General features: G+C 58.3%; 25 protein-coding genes. 23 read left to right on the top strand and 2 right to left on the bottom strand.

Annotation, left to right across the window (positions count from 1 at the left end; genetic code table 11):
- Positions 1-41: 41 nt before the first annotated feature.
- The 5 genes from HX823_RS00475 (at position 42) to HX823_RS00455 (ending at position 2,537) form a co-directional block, all read left to right on the top strand.
- Positions 42-512 (top strand): hypothetical protein, encoded by a 471-nt coding sequence (locus HX823_RS00475; RefSeq protein WP_025856078.1) that lies wholly within the window; start codon positions 42-44, stop codon positions 510-512.
- Positions 509-817 (top strand): hypothetical protein, encoded by a 309-nt coding sequence (locus HX823_RS00470; protein ID WP_177073861.1) that lies wholly within the window; start codon positions 509-511, stop codon positions 815-817. Before HX823_RS00475 ends, HX823_RS00470 begins: the two co-directional genes overlap by 4 nt.
- Positions 814-1,416, top strand: a complete 603-nt coding sequence (locus HX823_RS00465) for a recombination protein NinG (RefSeq protein WP_177073860.1) — start codon at positions 814-816, stop codon at positions 1,414-1,416. Before HX823_RS00470 ends, HX823_RS00465 begins: the two co-directional genes overlap by 4 nt.
- Entirely contained in the window at positions 1,413-2,093 is a 681-nt protein-coding gene (locus HX823_RS00460) for a hypothetical protein (RefSeq protein ID WP_177073859.1), read from the top strand. Before HX823_RS00465 ends, HX823_RS00460 begins: the two co-directional genes overlap by 4 nt.
- 156 nt (positions 2,094-2,249) lie before the next feature.
- Positions 2,250-2,537 carry a hypothetical protein gene (locus HX823_RS00455; RefSeq protein ID WP_177073858.1) on the top strand — a complete coding sequence of 96 codons (288 nt, stop codon included), beginning with the start codon at positions 2,250-2,252 and terminating at the stop codon, positions 2,535-2,537.
- A 303-nt stretch (positions 2,538-2,840) separates the two neighbouring features.
- Here HX823_RS00455 and HX823_RS32200 read toward each other — a convergent pair whose 3' ends face one another.
- Positions 2,841-3,071 (bottom strand): DUF6555 family protein, encoded by a 231-nt coding sequence (locus tag HX823_RS32200; protein WP_371317935.1) that lies wholly within the window; start codon positions 3,069-3,071, stop codon positions 2,841-2,843.
- A 179-nt stretch (positions 3,072-3,250) separates the two neighbouring features.
- Here HX823_RS32200 and HX823_RS00450 point away from each other — a divergent pair, with 179 nt between their 5' ends.
- Genes HX823_RS00450 through HX823_RS00440 form a run of 3 tightly spaced genes read left to right on the top strand, consistent with a single transcriptional unit; the run spans position 3,251 to position 4,227 of the window.
- Positions 3,251-3,622 (top strand): chemotaxis protein, encoded by a 372-nt coding sequence (locus HX823_RS00450; protein ID WP_025856073.1) that lies wholly within the window; start codon positions 3,251-3,253, stop codon positions 3,620-3,622.
- Positions 3,622-3,939, top strand: coding sequence for a hypothetical protein (locus tag HX823_RS00445; RefSeq protein ID WP_177073857.1), 318 nt, complete (start codon positions 3,622-3,624; stop codon positions 3,937-3,939). Before HX823_RS00450 ends, HX823_RS00445 begins: the two co-directional genes overlap by 1 nt.
- Before the next feature lie 57 nt (positions 3,940-3,996).
- Positions 3,997-4,227 carry a hypothetical protein gene (locus tag HX823_RS00440; RefSeq protein ID WP_177073856.1) on the top strand — a complete coding sequence of 77 codons (231 nt, stop codon included), beginning with the start codon at positions 3,997-3,999 and terminating at the stop codon, positions 4,225-4,227.
- A gap of 66 nt (positions 4,228-4,293) precedes the next feature.
- Here the strand turns inward: HX823_RS00440 and HX823_RS00435 are convergent, their stop codons facing one another.
- Positions 4,294-4,773, bottom strand: coding sequence for a hypothetical protein (locus tag HX823_RS00435; RefSeq protein WP_177073855.1), 480 nt, complete (start codon positions 4,771-4,773; stop codon positions 4,294-4,296).
- 177 nt (positions 4,774-4,950) lie between these two features.
- On the opposite strand from HX823_RS00435, the gene HX823_RS00430 reads away from it, so the two are divergent.
- The 15 genes from HX823_RS00430 to HX823_RS00360 all read left to right on the top strand — a co-directional run bounded on the left by HX823_RS00430 (position 4,951) and on the right by HX823_RS00360 (position 16,406).
- Positions 4,951-5,574, top strand: a complete 624-nt coding sequence (locus HX823_RS00430; protein WP_177073854.1) for a putative metallopeptidase — start codon at positions 4,951-4,953, stop codon at positions 5,572-5,574.
- A gap of 30 nt (positions 5,575-5,604) precedes the next feature.
- A complete protein-coding gene (locus HX823_RS00425; RefSeq protein ID WP_177073853.1) occupies positions 5,605-6,066 on the top strand; it encodes a DUF2280 domain-containing protein in 462 nt (153 codons plus the stop codon).
- Positions 6,053-7,354: a terminase large subunit domain-containing protein gene (locus HX823_RS00420; RefSeq protein ID WP_177073852.1), complete on the top strand. Its 1,302-nt coding sequence runs from the start codon at positions 6,053-6,055 to the stop codon at positions 7,352-7,354. The genes HX823_RS00425 and HX823_RS00420 overlap by 14 nt, the downstream gene beginning before the upstream one ends.
- The gene (locus HX823_RS00415; protein WP_177073851.1) at positions 7,351-8,769 is read left to right on the top strand and encodes a DUF4055 domain-containing protein; all 1,419 of its coding nucleotides are present in this window, start codon (positions 7,351-7,353) and stop codon (positions 8,767-8,769) included. The genes HX823_RS00420 and HX823_RS00415 overlap by 4 nt, the downstream gene beginning before the upstream one ends.
- The gene (locus HX823_RS00410) at positions 8,744-9,832 is read left to right on the top strand and encodes a minor capsid protein (RefSeq protein WP_177073850.1); all 1,089 of its coding nucleotides are present in this window, start codon (positions 8,744-8,746) and stop codon (positions 9,830-9,832) included. Before HX823_RS00415 ends, HX823_RS00410 begins: the two co-directional genes overlap by 26 nt.
- Positions 9,833-9,883: 51 nt before the next feature.
- On the top strand, positions 9,884-10,549 hold the full coding sequence (locus tag HX823_RS00405) for a hypothetical protein (protein ID WP_163002016.1): 666 nt from the start codon (positions 9,884-9,886) through the stop codon (positions 10,547-10,549).
- A gap of 70 nt (positions 10,550-10,619) precedes the next feature.
- Positions 10,620-11,348 (top strand): hypothetical protein, encoded by a 729-nt coding sequence (locus HX823_RS00400; RefSeq protein WP_122427692.1) that lies wholly within the window; start codon positions 10,620-10,622, stop codon positions 11,346-11,348.
- Positions 11,349-11,360: 12 nt separating this feature from the next.
- The gene (locus HX823_RS00395; protein WP_169903609.1) at positions 11,361-12,326 is read left to right on the top strand and encodes a major capsid protein; all 966 of its coding nucleotides are present in this window, start codon (positions 11,361-11,363) and stop codon (positions 12,324-12,326) included.
- Between the two features lie 47 nt (positions 12,327-12,373).
- Positions 12,374-12,958, top strand: coding sequence for a hypothetical protein (locus HX823_RS00390; protein WP_163002017.1), 585 nt, complete (start codon positions 12,374-12,376; stop codon positions 12,956-12,958).
- Between the two features lie 59 nt (positions 12,959-13,017).
- Positions 13,018-13,521 carry a DnaT-like ssDNA-binding protein gene (locus HX823_RS00385; RefSeq protein WP_122427695.1) on the top strand — a complete coding sequence of 168 codons (504 nt, stop codon included), beginning with the start codon at positions 13,018-13,020 and terminating at the stop codon, positions 13,519-13,521.
- 334 nt (positions 13,522-13,855) lie between these two features.
- Entirely contained in the window at positions 13,856-14,224 is a 369-nt protein-coding gene (locus HX823_RS00380; RefSeq protein WP_177073907.1) for a hypothetical protein, read from the top strand.
- Positions 14,221-14,877, top strand: a complete 657-nt coding sequence (locus HX823_RS00375; protein ID WP_177073849.1) for a hypothetical protein — start codon at positions 14,221-14,223, stop codon at positions 14,875-14,877. The genes HX823_RS00380 and HX823_RS00375 overlap by 4 nt, the downstream gene beginning before the upstream one ends.
- Positions 14,874-15,293 (top strand): phage tail terminator-like protein, encoded by a 420-nt coding sequence (locus tag HX823_RS00370; protein ID WP_177073848.1) that lies wholly within the window; start codon positions 14,874-14,876, stop codon positions 15,291-15,293. The genes HX823_RS00375 and HX823_RS00370 overlap by 4 nt, the downstream gene beginning before the upstream one ends.
- A 72-nt stretch (positions 15,294-15,365) precedes the next feature.
- Positions 15,366-16,022: a phage tail protein gene (locus HX823_RS00365; protein WP_177073847.1), complete on the top strand. Its 657-nt coding sequence runs from the start codon at positions 15,366-15,368 to the stop codon at positions 16,020-16,022.
- A gap of 3 nt (positions 16,023-16,025) precedes the next feature.
- The gene (locus HX823_RS00360; protein ID WP_177073846.1) at positions 16,026-16,406 is read left to right on the top strand and encodes a phage tail assembly chaperone; all 381 of its coding nucleotides are present in this window, start codon (positions 16,026-16,028) and stop codon (positions 16,404-16,406) included.
- Positions 16,407-16,430: the final 24 nt, after the last annotated feature.

The raw sequence follows: 16,430 nt of genomic DNA, 5'->3' as shown, positions 1-16,430 counted from the left end.
ATCGTTTTGTGCCTATTGCTAATGTTCCAGGGGGGCCAGTCATGACTGACAAGATCAGCGTCAACTGCCGCTCCATGCTCACCGAGGCTATCACCCGCATGTCCAAGATGTTCGAGGACAAGCACTTCGTTGTGGTGAGCCTTCGCCCAGGCAAGGACCGCACGCTCGACCAGAACCGCCTCTGGTTCGCCATGTACAAACGCATCGCCGAGATGACCCAGATCGGTGACGCCGCCGACGCCCGCCAGTACTGCAAGTTGCACATCGGCGTGCAGATCCTGCTGAACGAGGATGCTGGCTTTCAGGCCGAGTGGTACCGGGTGATGCGCCACCTGCCGTACGAAACGAAGCTGGCCATGATGGGGGAGTGCAAGCTCTTCGGTCCTGACGGCTTCCCGGTGACCAGCCTATTCAATCGCGCCCAGGGCATCGCCTACACCGATCGCATCGTCGCGCGCTTTGCTCCGCAGGGCGTGTACTTCTCTGACCTGCTTAGCCAGGAGGCCGCATGAGCCATAACTTCAAGCCGGGCGACCTGGCGCTGATTGTTGGGACGCGAAAATATCCTGGGAATATTGGCAAGACGTGTGAGCTCGTCGAACTACTGAAGCCATCACAAATTAGCGCATGGCTGGACCCCGAGGATGGCCGCCCAGTTAGCAATGCGTCTGGGTTTGAGTGCTGGCTTGTGATCGGCGATGGATTGATATCTGGAATTCAAAATACGCGCGGAGCCTGCCTCGCACTCCCTTCTCACTTAATGCCACTTCGCCGCGACTTCTCTCCTGTACAGCAGAAAGCCAAGGAGGCTGTATGACCATCGAACGGAAGCCGGCCAAGCCGAAGAAATGCCGCGTTTCTACGTGCAGGGCCTCATTCGTCCCTTCGCGGATGGGGCAGGCGGTGTGCAGCCCGGCGTGCGCAATGATCGATGCGCCACGGAACGAGCCGAAGGCCCGCAAGGCGCTGGCCGAGATCGAGCGCAAGGACATCAAGGTCCGCAAGGAGAAGCTGAAGACCCGTGCTGACCACCTGCGCGAAGCCCAGGCCGCGGTGAACGAGTACGTGCGCCTGCGTGACGCTCACCTGCCATGCATCAGCTGCGACTCGACGCCGAACGACAACGACCTCATGACCGGTAGCCGGTGGGACGCTGGGCATTACCGATCCGTCGGGGCCTGCCCAGAACTGCGCTTCGAGCCGCTGAACATCCACCGCCAGTGCGTGAAGTGCAACCGCAACCTTTCCGGCAACGCCGTGGAGTACCGCATCCGCCTGGTGCAGCGCATCGGCGAAGAGAAGGTGTCCTGGCTTGAGGGGCTGCACGCGCCATGCAAGTACACCGTGGAAGAGATCAAGGCCATCAAGGCCAAGTACCGTGCAATGACCAGAGAACTCAAGAGGGCTGCAGCATGAACTACCAAAACGTCATTTCTGCAGTCGTCCGCGCTCTGGCAGCGGAAACCATCAACAGCGCCGGGGGTTGCAACGTCGAGCCGCGAGTGCAGACCAGTAAGCTGAAGGGAGAGATCACCGGCAAGGATGCGGCACTGCTCGCCGACTGCATCGTGCACAAGCTGCTGCACGCCCAGCTCAGTCCGCGTCACTGGAACGCGCTGGTGGCGAAGTACAGCACCCACCGCGGGCGCAAGATCGATTCCATTGGGCGGCTTGTAGCGGTTGTGCCTTCGCCTGCGCCACTGCGCTTCACTCAGCAGGCGGTTCTGGTCTGGGCTGTACCGCAACAGTCGAAAGGCGTCCAGCGCGCCGTGGTCGAGGTCAAATCTCCAAAGCATCGGGAAAACAAGGATGAGGGCCAGTGGGATTGGCGCAACAAAGCGGCCGACGCCGATGCTGCCCGCGCCAACAAGCACGCCAGGTCAGTGGCTGAAACGAAGCCGGGTGAGATGATCGTCCTCGCCGAGTCGAACTACGACATGACGAACTGGGATTCACAAGGCCTGACGGAGCGCACCTATCAGCGCTGGAATAAGACTATCAAGGGGGCGCTTGAGTCGATGGTGGACGAGGCTTTGGTCGATGCACAGCACATGCTTGAGGTCGTGGGAGTGCTGGAGTGCGAAGCGGCGTGAAATAGTCCCTCAAAAGGGCTTGCAATATCATGTCGCCATGTCGCATTATTCACCCATCCTGTCATTCCTGCGTGTGTAGGACTGACTAAATAGAACCCGGCCACCGCGCCGGGTTTTTTATTGCCCAAAGAAACCCACCGAAAGGAATGCCGAATGATGAAGCGAATGTCCGCTTACCTGGGCTTGGCGCTTGCCGCCTGCCTGTCCTGTTTCTCCCTGTCGGCATTCGCCGAGCCTGTTGCCTATGCTTATCGCTCCGTGGTGATGCTGGCCGAACTGCCAAGCGTCGGCGTGAAGCGCCTGGAGGTGACCCTGGCCATGTGGCGAACGGGTAGCCAGGCCACTGATGAAACGTTGGCTTCCAACCTGCGCGCATCCAGCAACCACTTCGTGATGGCCTCGGCCAAGCCTGATCCCGATGGTGCCGGCCTGACCCCCTGCTGAATACGCCTGGAAGCAATAGAAAAAGCCCGGACATATGCGCCGGGCTTTTTTGTACCTCCGAGGAAAGCCGCTACCAAGTGGATGCTTTCCCAGATGTACCCAGTTTTACCTGTAGCCAGGACAGCCCTCGGGAGGCCTGGACGTCGATAGCCGGTAGTGCGACGTACGGAATCAACACCGGCAGCCCGTGCATCCTGACCTCACTGTGCTTCCAGGGTGGCGCGAGACAAGACCGGCGAGATCGATGCATTGGGGCGTCGACGCTGGGACTGTCTTTGGCGGACAGCGCGGAAAGACGCGCACTTAGCTCAGCTCATCCCACGTCACATCCGCTAACCCTGATTTTTCTGCATGCGCACGTAACGCTTTATTGTCCGCTTGCGAGTTATGTGTCCCGTATAAAAGGTCCACGCGGGCATGTAGGCACGAGTAGTACCAAGCATCAGCATCAGTCATGTGGAAGTCCGACTGGACAAACACCTGCCGAATATCTTTGAACAGGTAACTTATTGAAAAATCTCGGGACCGAAGCATCGTTATCTCCATATGATGCCGATACGACACTAGTGGCCTAGTGCCAGTTCATTTTTTGTTATTCATAGCTTGGCGTTTCGTTTTTGGTCCCACCAAACCCACTGCTCCGTGCTGTGAGTTCTGGGAGCGTCGTTTCAACTGTACCGGCCGAATCAGGCCATTTTCTTTGTGGAGCAACGATGGATCCTACTGACCTCGGCCCAGGCACAGCTACTTGGCTGGGCGGTAGCGCCACCGTTGTACTGGGCGGCCTGCTTTGGCTGCGCCGGTTCCTTTCCAAGGATGCGACTGACCGGGCAATGGACAGCGCCGACATCGGCACGCTGAAGCGACTGAACGAGCTGCTGAACCAGGAGCGCGCCGCCCGCAAAGAAGCCGAGGCCCGCGCTGATCAGTTCGCCAAAGAGCGGAATGACTTGGCCGCCGCCGTAGGGCGCATGGAAGGGAAGATTGAAGCGCTTACCAGTCAAGTCGCTCAACTCACTGACCGCGTGACGCAGCAGAGCGACGAGATCACTCGCCTGCGCACCAAGCTGGGAGGTATCGCCTGATGGATAGATGCGCATTGGAATTTATCGCCCGCCGCTGGTGGCGCCGGACTGAGGTTTGGGCCATTGCTGTCGTGCTGGTGGGTGGTGGGTTGGTGCTGGGGTATCAGGCCGCCTACTGGTCACTCGCCGAAAAGCAGAGCAACCAGGTGCAGGAAATCCGCAAGGCCTACGACGCCGCGATGACCGAACGCGACCGGCTGCTGGAAGAACTGACCCGCAAAACAGGCACCGCCGCTGACAAGGCCAGCAAGGCAGCAACTACCGCCGCCCAGGCTGCCGACAAGGCGGATGAAGCGCTCAATCGGGCAACGCAGTAATCCGCGCCACGTTTTCGAATGCGCCAAATCGTGGCGCACAATCATGAGGAATCACCCATGGATAACCAGCACAAGAAAATCACTGGCTACCGCGACCTGCCCCAGTCCGAGATCGACGGCATGAACTCCATCAAGTCGTTGGAAGCCGACGCAGGCGAGCTGTTCAAGCAGATCGGCCAGATTGAAAGCGTGGATCAACGCACCTTGGCCCTTGCCAAGACCAACCTGCAGCAGGGCTTCATGTGGTTCGTTCGCTCGATCGCAAAGCCGGCCGACCCATTCAGCTAAGGGAGCCAGCCTTAGGAAAAGCTGCAGGCTTCATGCTGTGTCAGACAGTGTCTTCGCAAGCAGCGCTTAAAGATATTTCATCATGTAGAGCAAACCAAACCAGTTTGGCCGATTATCGCCCCCATGGTCATGGTTGCCGTTATCGCTTGTACTGAGGGTACTGATATAGCAGGCGTCACCTTTGCCTTGATAGCCTTGCGGCGACGGCTGCGGGGATCGTTTTTGAATAGTGTAAGAATGATTGTGGTCGCCGCTAGGCTTCAATAGGTTAGCGCCACCTGATTTGCCATACGACTGCGGGGACGCGGTCCCCATTGGAAAACGATCGTCAATCAGGTTTGGCGCGTGACGGTTAAAGAAGGGGGAGTTCTTGTCTGTGATCTCCTGCCCGGCGCACAAGCACCATCCAATAGGTAGTTCTATTTTGTGAGGGAAGTACACAGGCAATATCGTGCCAACGGGCCATTCATCTGCCCCTAATGTATTGAATTTCTGTGGGTTCAGTACTGCTTCTGGCACGTCCTTCTCGATGTCTAGCGTATTCATACGGCGTATCCCCGGTTAAATACATATTTTTGGCGTCTACCAAATTAGCGCGCCGTCATTTGCTGCTGCAGTTCAAGCGTAGCGGAAATATGGTGTCGTAAAGCCATGATGCGTTGAATCTTTAAAAACATTTGTGAGTCTCCATGACTACTAAGCAGCCTAACTGGGAGGCGATCAATGATTCGTCCCATGCCTCCAGCTACGTTGTTTGAATTGTCAGAGGTATCCGACCGCGGAATACGCCTGATACCCGCACCCGAAGTGTGGGAATGGCTACAAGCCGAGATCCTTGCCGACACCGGCAGCATTCACAACGAAGACCATGCCCACCTACTGGATGCAGACATCCGGATCATGTGGGCGTCGTCGAGCTTCGAGAAGCAGGGAAGGGCAGTCCTGGGCCAGGCCGAGCAGGTAGCGTTCCGCGCCGGCGGTTGGCAGAAGGCCCGAATGGAACAGCAGATGCGTGACTGGTTCGGCGATGTGCCGAGCTTCATCATCACCCTGGCGGCTGACTATTGCGCCCAGTGTAGCGACCTTGAGTTCTGCGCGCTGATCGAACATGAGCTGTACCACCTGGCTCACGCGACCGACAAGTACGGTCAACCAGCATTCACCCAAGACGGCGCGCCGAAGATCAAGCTGCAGGGCCACGACGTGGAAGAGTTCGTCGGTGTGGTCCGTCGCTATGGTGCAAGCCATGACGTTCAAGCGTTGGTGGATGCTGCAAACAGTCCTGCTGAGGTGGGGAAATTGTACATTGCGAGGGCCTGCGGAACCTGTCTGCTCAAGTCGGCCTGATTTTGGACAGGTTTGGACGGATGAACGCCTATGGCAGCTCTAAGCAGTGAGGTGAAGACCTTTGTAGTACAGGCTCTCGCTTGCTTCGATACGCCTTCTCAGGTGGTTGAGGCGGTCCAGAAAGAATTCAGTTTGAGCATCACTCGTCAGCAGGTCGAATCCCACGACCCGACGAAGGTTTCAGGTAAGAAACTCGCAGACAGATGGAAGACTCTTTTCGAGCAGACCAGAAAGCGTTTCCGCGAAGAGACAGAAGACATACCCATTGCCAACCGCGCCTTCCGCCTCCGCGCCATGAACCGCTTTGTGGAGAAGGCCGAGACGATGAAGAACATCGGTTTAGCCATGCAGATCCTCGAACAGGCCGCGAAAGAAACCGGTGACATCTACGTCAACCGGGCCAGGAAGGAAGAGGCGGGCGATGAACCTGTGATCCCGACCCGCATCCAGGTCGACGTGGTGGATGCGAGGAAGCCGAATGCCGAGCCTTAACGTTCCGCAGGCTCAGTTCCTCACACTGCCCCACAAGTTTCGTGCATTCGTTGCTGGGTTCGGGTCGGGCAAGACCTGGGTGGGATGCTCGGCACTGAGCAAGCACTTCATGGAGTGGCCCGGCGTCAACGCTGGCTACTTCGCGCCAACTTACCCGCAGATCCGGGACATCTTCTATCCGACCATGGATGAGGTGGCCTATGACTGGGGGCTTAAAACCAAGATCAACCAGGCGAACCATGAGGTTCACATCTACAGCGGCCGGCAGTATCGCGGCACTGTTATTTGCCGGTCGATGGAGAAGCCGCAGACCATCGTGGGCTTCAAGATCGGCCAGGCCCTGGTCGATGAGCTGGACGTAATGAGCTTACTGAAGGCTCAACAGGCCTGGCGCAAGATCATTGCCCGGATGCGTTACAACCTGCCAGGGCTGAAGAACGGCGTGGACGTAACTACAACCCCCGAGGGCTTCAAGTTCGTCTACCAGCAGTTCGTGAAGCAGCTCCGTGACAAGCCGGCGCTGAACGACATGTACGGCCTTGTTCAGGCCAGCACGTTCGACAACGAGCTGAACCTGCCGGATGACTACATCTCATCCCTGATGGAGTCGTACCCGCCGCAATTGATTCAGGCCTATCTCCGTGGGCAGTTCGTTAACCTGACGTCGGGCACTATCTACACGGCCTACGACCGCAAGCTCAACGGATGTTTTGACACCGTCAAGCCAGGTGAGCCGCTCTTCATCGGCATGGACTTCAACGTCGGCAAGATGGCGGCCATCACCCACGTCAAGCGAGATCAGGGGTTGCCCAGGGCCGTGGATGAGCTGATCGACGGCTACGACACGCCCGACATGATCCGCCGCATCAAGGAGCGCTACTGGCAGCACGACGGCAACGACTTCAAGAAGACCTGCGAAATCAGGATCTACCCGGACGCCTCGGGCGATTCGCGCAAGTCTGTGAACGCCAGCATCACTGACCTTGCCATGCTTCGACAGGCCGGGTTCGCGGTCATCGCTCCAGCGGCAAACCCGCCGGTGAAGGATCGAATCAACGCAATGAACGCCGTCTTCTGCAATGCGCAGGGCGAGCGCCGCTACCTGGTCAACCCATTCACCTGCCCAACCTATGCCGATGGCCTGGAGCAGCAGGTGTGGGGCGCAAACGGGGAGCCAGACAAGACCGCCGGCATCGATCACGCGAACGACGCCGGCGGCTACTTCATCCACCGCGATTACCCGATCATCAAACCGGTCACCGCTATCAAAATGGGATACGCCCGATGAGTAACGACGTCTCCTTCAAGCGGGCGGAATACACGGCAGTGCTTGACCGGTGGGCTACCGTTCGCGACGTTTGCGCGGGCCAGCACCGGATAGTCGATCGGCTGCCGTATATCAACGCGCACGACAAGTCGCCGGAGAACGAAGATCGGAACCGGGCTTACCGCGAGCGGGCGGTGTTCAAGAATGCCACCGGGCACACCCGAAACGGGCTGCTGGGCTTGGCCTTCCACAAAGATCCGACGCTGACGGTCCCGAAGAAGTTGGAATACCTGCAAGACAACGCTAACGGCTCCGGGGTGAGCATTTACCAGCACTCCCAAGGGACGCTGGAGAAGGTGCTTGAAGCTGGGCGCCACGGGCTGTACGTTGACTTTCACCAGGACGACGGCATCGGCGGTCACTCGGTGATCCTGTCCTACTGCGCGGAAGACATCATCAATTGGCGCACGGGCATGGTTAACGGCCACAGCGTGCTGACGCTGGTGGTGCTGCGCGAGTCTCCGGAGATTCCTGAAGGCTTCGGCTACAAGACGGCTGAGCAGTACCGGGAACTGGCGCTTGAGGAGGATGGTTTCGTTTGTCGTGTTTGGCGCCGATCCGGCCCGAAAGGTGGCGGGCCACTGGCAGTCATCGAAGAGTTCAGACCGGAGGGCGTCACGGGGCGTCTCAAGGAGATCCCGTTCACCTTCGTTGGCGCGCAGAACAACGACCCAAGCATTGATGAGTCGCCGCTCTACGACATTGCCATGATTAACCTGGGCCATTACCGGAACAGTGCCGACTACGAAGATAGCGTCTTCTGGTGTGGCCAGGCTCAGCCGTGGATCAGTGGTTTAGATGAGCAGTGGCGCGACTGGATGGAGAAAAACGGCGTTTATGTCGGCTCCAGGGCGCCAATGATGCTGCCGGCCGGCGGCCAGTTCGGGTACGCGCAGCCATTGCCGAACACGCTGGTCAAGGAGGCAATGAACGACAAGAACCAGATGATGATCGAGCTCGGGGCGCGGATGGTCGTGGCGTCTCTGTCGTCCAAGACGGCGACCGAGGCCCGCGGCGACCAATCGGCTTCCACTTCGGTGCTGGCCGGCTGCGTGGCGAACGTCAGCGAGGCATACACCCGGGCAATCATGTGGTGCTGCGCCTACATGGGTATCGCTGACAAGAAGGTCGCCTATCAGGTGAATCAGGAGTTCGTCGAGCTGACGGCTGATCCGCAAATGATCACGGCCTTGGTTGGCTTGTGGCAGAACGGCGGGTTCGCCAAGGCCGACCTGCGGGCCTACTTGCGCAAGCTGGGGCTGATCGCGCCAGAGCGTACCGACCTGCAGATCGATGGCGAATTGCAAGAGCAGGACGACGGCCTAGGCCTGGACGACGAGGACAAACCAAATGGCGGTAAATCCGGCAGTACTTGATGCCACGATCCGGCACGCGGTCTTCCTCGAAAAGCTGAAGGCAGGGGAGGTCGGCAAATTTGCTCCTTTCCTTAAGGAGATTGACCGGTCTATACGGGATCGGCTGACCCAGTCGGACCTGACCGAGTACAACGTCAAGCGTTTGGAAGCGCTGCTGAAGGAGGTGGATGGCCTGCTGCTGGGCATCTTCGACCGCTACAGCGCGCAACTGAGCCTGGACCTGGTGGATATCGCCAACTACGAGGCTGAGTTCGAGGCGACCAGCATTGCCAGGTCGGCACCGGTTGGTGTGTCGCTGGATGTGGTCGCGCCGACGGCCGCAGCAATTCGCACCGCAGTGCTGACGAATCCGCTCAGTGTGCGCGGCACAGGCGGCGGGAAGCTGCTCAAGGCCTTCATCAAGAACTGGACAGGTGCAGAGCGTGAGCGCGTCACCGGCACGATCCGGCAGGGCTTCTTCGAAGGGCTGACGAACTTCCAGATCATTCGCAACATTCGCGGCACCAAGGCGGCAGGGTACAAAGACGGCATCCTGGCCACCACCAACCGAAATGTCAGCACGGTCGTGCACACCGCTATTCAGCATGTGTCGTCCCAGGCGCGAATGGAGGTGGCCAAGGCCAACACGGACATCGTGCAAGAGATCCAGATGGTGGCCACGCTGGATAGCAAGACCAGCCAGCAATGCCGGTCGATGGATAAGCGCAGGTTTCCGGTGGATTCCGGGCCAAGGCCGCCATTTCACCCAAACTGCCGCACCACGTTCATCCTGCTGACCAAGCTCAGCGAGATGTTTGCCAAGGGCGCGACGCGGGCCTCTGTTGGGGCTGATGGCGGAAAACAGGTGAGTGCCGACTTTGATTACTACCACTGGCTGCAGCAGCAGCCAGCAGCTTTCCAGGACGTCGCCATCGGCCCCTTACGTGCCAAGTTGTTCCGCGAGGGCGGATTGACCGTGGAGCGCTTCGCCGAACTGCAGCTTGATCGCAACTTCGCGCCGTTGACCTTAGCCCAGATGAAAGTGCTGGAACCGCTGGCATTTGAAAGGGCTGGATTGGCTTGAAAATGTAATTAGTGCCGTTATGGTATGCGTGACATAGACGGGGAGTCATGTATGCACCTTAGCGAACCATCCATTCCATATCTAACCAACGACATCATCGGCACAGATGAAGGTTGTGGAATTTTTATTCCTGCTAACCGAATGCTTTATCAGTTCGTGAGAGATAACCCGAGCAATACTGACAAGGCGCAGATTGCTTCTAAGGCATTGATTATCGGGCGAAGCCTTTCTGCATCCGCGGAGCGACGGACACCGAGCGAAGCCGAGCCTGTGAGTGGTACAGCAAATTTTTATGACCTGCTGGGACAGACCGTTGCAGACTCGATGGTAGGTGAGCTGCTCGATATGCTTGATGAGCACCAAGACCTCACGCCCATGTTGATTGGCGATGTAGTAAAGGTTCACTCCTTTTTGTGCGGCGCGGTCACCAAAGTCACCCAAAAAGATTGCAGCAGCTTCTCGTCAAAGTATCTCCATTTTCATCGTCCGAAGCTGTTTCCGATGATGGACTCAAGAGCTCGAACGGCTCTGAAATGGGTCGCTGACGAGCAGGACTGGGTTTTCGCTTACACAACTGCGGGTCAATCAAAGAACTACAGGGTTTACGTGGATCACTTCCTAAGAGCTCGACAGCTGTTCGAGGATCACCTAAAGCGACCGGTAAGCTTGAGGCAGATGGACAACATACTTTTGAACCGATTCGACTTATACATCTGAATCGAACCCGCCTCGGCGGGTTTTTTTATGCCTGCAAAGCGGGCTAGACATACCCAAGGGGTGCATCAACGTGGCAGAAGAAAACGAAATCGACCTGGAAAACCCGGCAATCAAGGCCGCTATCGCGACTGCCGTTGAAGCATCCGTTTCCGGTTTGAAGACCAAGAACACAGAGTTGCTGGGCAAGCTCAAAGACACCACCGGCAAGCTGACCCAGTTCGAAACCCAGTTTGAAGGCATCGACATCGACGCCGTCAAAGGTCTGCTCAGTCGTGCGGGCCAGGACGAAGAAACCAAGCTGCTGACCGAGGGCAAGGTGGATGAAGTCTTCAACCGCCGCACCGAGCGCCTGCGTGGCGACTACGACAAGCAGCTGAAGACCATCAGCGAGCGCGCAGAGAAAGCTGAATCCTTCGCTGCCAAGTTCCAGGGCAAAGTCCTGGGCGACTCGGTACGCGGCGCAGCGCTGAAAGCCGGCGCTCTGCCAGAAGCAACAGACGACATCATCCTGCGCGCCAAAGGCGTGTTCACCCTTAACGAAGATGGCGATGCTGTCGCCGTTGATGAATCCGGCCAGGTCATCCTCGGTAAAGACGGCAAGACCCCTCTGACTCCGCTTGAATGGGCGGAATCTCTGCGCGAAAGCGCACCCCACCTGTGGCCAAGGGCTTCAGGGACATTTGCCCCGGGCGGGGGTGGCGGCAAGGCTGCATTCAAGCGCTCCGAAATGACGTCCGAGCAGAAGCGCGATTTCCAGCGCAAGCACGGCCAAACCGCATACCTCGCATTGCCCAAGTAAGGGGAAAGACCCATGGCTACAACCGTTAACAGCGACCTGATCATCTACAACGATGAGGCGCAAACTGCATACCTGGAGCGTGTCCAGGACAACCTGGATGTGTTCAACGCGTCGTCCAACGGCGCGATGGTGCTGGATAACGAGCTGATCGAAGGCGACTTCCGTAAGCGTGCGCTCTACAAGCTGAACGGCTCGCTGGAACATCGCGACGTCAACTCTGAAGGCAAGGTGACTGCCAAGAAGATCAGCGCCGGCGAAGCTGTCGGCGTCAAGGCTCCGTGGAAGTACGGTCCATACCAGACCACTGAAGAGGCGTTCAAGCGCCGCGGTCGTCCGGTCGAGGAGTTCTCCCAGATCGTCGGTGCTGACGTTGCTGACGCTACCCTGGAAGGCTTCATCCAGTACGCAACTGCTGGCCTGCGTGCCGCCATCGGCTCCAACGCTGACATGGTGGTTTCGGCCAACATCGAAACCGATGGCAAGAAGACGCTGACTCGCGGTATGCGCAAGTTCGGCGACAAGTTCGGCCGTATTGCTCTGTGGGTCATGCACTCCAGCGCCTACTTCGACATCGTCGATGAAGCCATCACCAACAAGATCTACGAAGAAGCTGGCGTCGTGATCTACGGCGGCCTGCCGGGCACCCTGGGCAAGCCGGTACTGGTGACCGATACCGCGCCGGCGGACGTGATCTTCGGCCTGCTGCCAAACGCCGTGACCATTACCGAGTCGCAGGCCCCAGGCTTCCGTTCCTACGAAGTGAACGACGAAGAGAACCTGAGCATTGGCTACCGCGCTGAAGGCACCGTGAACATCGACGTGCTGGGTTACAGCTGGAAAGCCACCACTGGCGGTTCTAACCCAACCCTGGCTGCGGTCGGTTCCGCTGCCAACTGGGTCAAGCATGCGGGCAGCAACAAGGTTACCGCCGGCGTGATGATCACGCTCACTGCAACGCCTCCTGTTACTGGCGGTTAAGCCTAAAACTCAACGCGCGGTCAGCAATGGCCGCCTTGGAGAAACACATGGAACTGACTTACAGCAACCAACTGAGCGGCTTCGACCCGGAGAAGCGTTACCGAAACCCGGAACACTTCGATAAGCCCGAAGCCGGCGTGACTAGCGTGCTGGTGATTGGCGATTGGCCGAGCGTGGTCAATGCTTACGAAGCAGCCGGTATTGACGTGTCGGTGAAGGAAGCCAAGCGGGCGCAGATTGTTGGTGCGGGCAACCAGGCCGAACTGGAAAAGGTGATCGCGGCTTTGCGTGCTGAGCATGGGTCGATCCAGATCCTTGTTGACGGCCTTGAAGCTCGCGAAATCCACCGTCCAGAGTCTGGTGAACTGGCGCTGCGCTTGTTTGAAGCGCTCGGCACCATCCATGCTTCGGTTGGTGAGCTGACCACTGAGCGTGACGGCCTGTTGCTGAGTGTCGATACACTGCGTCAAGAGGTCGAAGCGCTGAAGCAGGCTGCTATTCCTTCGGTTACTGATGAGGCTGGCGAAATCGCAGTGTTGAAAGCGAAGCTGGACGAAGCCAAAGTGCCTTACCGCGCCAACGCCTCGAAAGAATCCCTGGAAAAGCTCGCCGCTGAGCTGACCAAGGAGTAATACTGCTGGCTGTCGGTGTTTCGATAGCCAATCTTCAAACCATTCCCGCGGAATAACTCATGGCCCTGATCATCGAGGACGGCACCGGCAAGCTTGACGCCGAAAGCTACGCGAGCGCCGAGGACCTGGCACGGTATGCCGTGAAGTTCGGCACGGTCATCCCCGCTGGCGTTCCCGAGCAGGAAGCGTTGCTGCGCCGGGCCGCCCTGGCGATGGATGGCATGACCTGGAAGGGGCGCAAGACCAGCAGCGAGCAGGGACTGTCCTGGCCGCGCCGAGAAGTGTTGCTTGATCACGAGATCAAGCCGAACAACTACCTTCCGGCGCGCATCCAGTACGGACAGATGGCTCTGGCCGCTGAGATTCATCAGGACGACATCGACCCGGTGGAGAAGCGCAAAGGTGCCGTAACACTGGAGCGTGTCGAAGGCGCAGTAACTCGCGAGTACGCAACAATCCCCAACACCAGCGGCCGACTGTTGCCTGCGGCGCCGGACCGGCCCAGCGCAACCCAATTTGCTGATTACCTACAGAAACGCGGTCTGTTTGCCGTGCGGGCCTGATTCAACAATTCACCATTTGCCTAGCTTTACAATGGACGAAAACATTAGATAAGTCCTCATCCGTTGCTACGGATACAAGACCAGCCAAAATGCTGAAGTCGTTTGCGTCAAACGAGCCGTAGTGGCGAGCATATTGGGCTATCAGTTCGTCCGTAAACTCTTCTGCGAGTGTCCCAGCAAATACATCACGAATGGCCTCTCTGAGCGCCTGTCTAGCCGGGAGTTTGTCCACGCTCGTAAAGTCAGTGGACGCTTTGACGAGGCGGCTTGCGGCCTCGACCAGCAGCAGCTCTCTTTCGTTGTTAGTCATAAAAAGTCCATATCAGGTAAACAAATGACATTCTACGAAGAAATGGCAGTGATGGCTCTGGAGATGATCACAGAGTTTGGCCAGCCAGTGACCATCAGCAAGACGGAGCCGGGCGAATACGACCCTGATACGGGCGGCGAAGCGCCAGGCGCCACTGTCGAGCAAATCGCCCAAGGCATCCTGCTCGACTTCACCGGCCAAGAATTTCAAAACAACAGCCTCATCAGGCAGGGCGACAAGAAGCTCAAGATCGCTGCCCAGGGTTTGGCCTGGGTGCCGGGCTTGCTGGATAAGGTGGTTGCCCAGGGCCGCGCTTGGTCAATTGTTCCTCCACTGAAAGAGGTCAACCCAGCCGGGACGCCCATCTTGTATGAGCTGCAGGTGCGGTCATGACGAACAAGTACGCGAGCATGAACGGTAGCTTCGCCGAGAACATTCGCGACTTCGCTGAGCGCGCGAAGGGTGGTATCGATGCGACCATCCGCGAGATCGTCATCGAGATCGGAAGCAGCGTCATTCGCATGTCTCCGGTAGGCAATCCTGAAATCTGGGCCGCGAACGTAGCTCACCGCCAGACCAACACCCGCGCAGCCGACGACTACGACTTCAAGGTCGCGGTCCGCAACACGATCATCAACCTCAACGAGTCGAATTTCACGAAGGCCGGCAAGCTGCGGCGCGGCGTGAAATATGCCAAACCCCTGACAAAGACAGAGCGCGACCAGAACTTCAATGTGAATGGCTTGGTAGCTGGCAAGGATTACGTCGGCGGGAGGTTCCGCGGGAATTGGCAGTTTTCCATCGGCACACCCGCAGAAGGCATGCTTGATCAGGTCGACCCGGCCGGCGGTGTAACGCTGGCCAAGCTGCGACTACAGGTCCAGGCGCTGACGGCTGGTGAGACGGCCTACATCGTGAACAATCTTCCGTACGGCATCCCGCTGGAGTATGGGCATTCGACCCAGGCACCCGGCGGCATGGTCCGAATCACTCTGGCCCGTTTCCAGCAGATCGTCGACGAAGCCACAAGGAACAACCAGGTATGAGCCACGCCATTATCGCGTCGATCTACGAGGCCAAATTACTTGCCTGGAGCAAGGCGCGGGCAGAGCCGATCAAGGTTGTGTTCGAGAACGTCCAGTACGATCCGGCCGACGGCGAGACCTATCTGCGGGTGTTCATGCTCCCAGGTGACACCGCGAGCAGCACGCTCGCTGGCGACCACCGCGCTTTCATCGGCGTCTACCAAGTCAGCATTGTGGCTCCGGCGAACACCGGGAAGACAAAGACGAACCCACTGGTAGCCGAGCTGACCGCGCTGTTTCCGCTGTACGCGAGAGACACGAAGGCAGGCCTCACCGTCGTTACGATGTCTCCAGTTGACCCTGGCCCAGGCATCCCTGATCCACCCACATTTACCGTGCCGGTGTCGTTCGAATACCGAGCAGACATCGCCACCTGAATAAGCCCGTTGGGCAAACCCCGAAACCCGCCTCTGTGCGGGTTTTGTCATTTATGAAAAGAGGAAACACCCATGGCCGGCATCCAAATGCCCAACGGCGCCACCCTTGAGATTGCATCGACTTACGGCGTTGAAATCCCGTTCACTGCGCTGACCAATGCCAATCCGGCAATCGCAACTGCTGCGGCCCATGGCCTGGCCGAGGGCGATGTGATCGCCGTCAATTCCGGCTGGACTCGCCTCGACGGTCGCGGCGTCCGTGTGGGGGCAATTGCCAGCGGTACGTTCGCCCTGGCAGGCGTCAACACCGCCAACACTCAGCAGTATCCAGCGGGCTCCGGTATCGGCTTTGTCCGCGAGGTGACTGCCTTCACCGAGATCTCGCAGGTCACCGAAATGAACTCGGCCGGTGGTGATCAACAGTTCCTGACCTTTGGCTTCGTGGCCGACGACAACGACCGCCAGATGCCGACCACCAAGAACCCGATCACGCTGACTTACACCGTCGCTGACGATCCGTCCAAGCCCTATGTGGCTGTCTGCGAGGCAGCGGACGACGACAAGCAGCCTCGTTTGCTCCGCCTTAACCTACCGGGTGGTAGCAGCATCATCTACAACGGATACGTGTCGATCACCGCGACGCCGACCATGTCGCGCAACAACCTGATGACCCGTGTTATCAGCGTTGCCCTGACTGGCCTACCAACTCGCTACGCGGCCACGGTGTAACCCATGGCCAAGTTCAAACTGATCCAGAAGCCAACGTTCAAAGCGACGGTCTTGATCCAGCGGGCCGGCTACAACGCCGAGAAGGTGGAGTTCGAGTTCAAGTACCTGGACCGTACCGCACTTGCTGAGCTGTACACCGGTTGGAACGAGCGCCACAACGAGCTGAGTACGCAAGTCGGTGACATGGACCTCAAGGCGTTCACTGCCGCTCAGATCGCCTTGCAAGCCGATCAGTTGATGGACGTGGTCGCCGGTTGGGACATCGAGGAAAAGTTCACGCCTGAAAACGTACGCATCCTCGTCAACTCGATCAGCTCGGCGCCCAAGGCGGTGCTGAGCGCGTACGCCGACGCCTTTAGCGAAGCCCGCCTGGGAAACTCCTAAGCGCCTCCCGCGCGCTGTATGAAT

Source organism: Pseudomonas sp. P7759, assembly GCF_013386445.1.
Lineage (GTDB): Bacteria > Pseudomonadota > Gammaproteobacteria > Pseudomonadales > Pseudomonadaceae > Aquipseudomonas > Aquipseudomonas azotoformans_A.
Note: the sequence above shows the minus strand (reverse complement) of the source record. Positions and strands in the feature narration are given on the sequence as shown.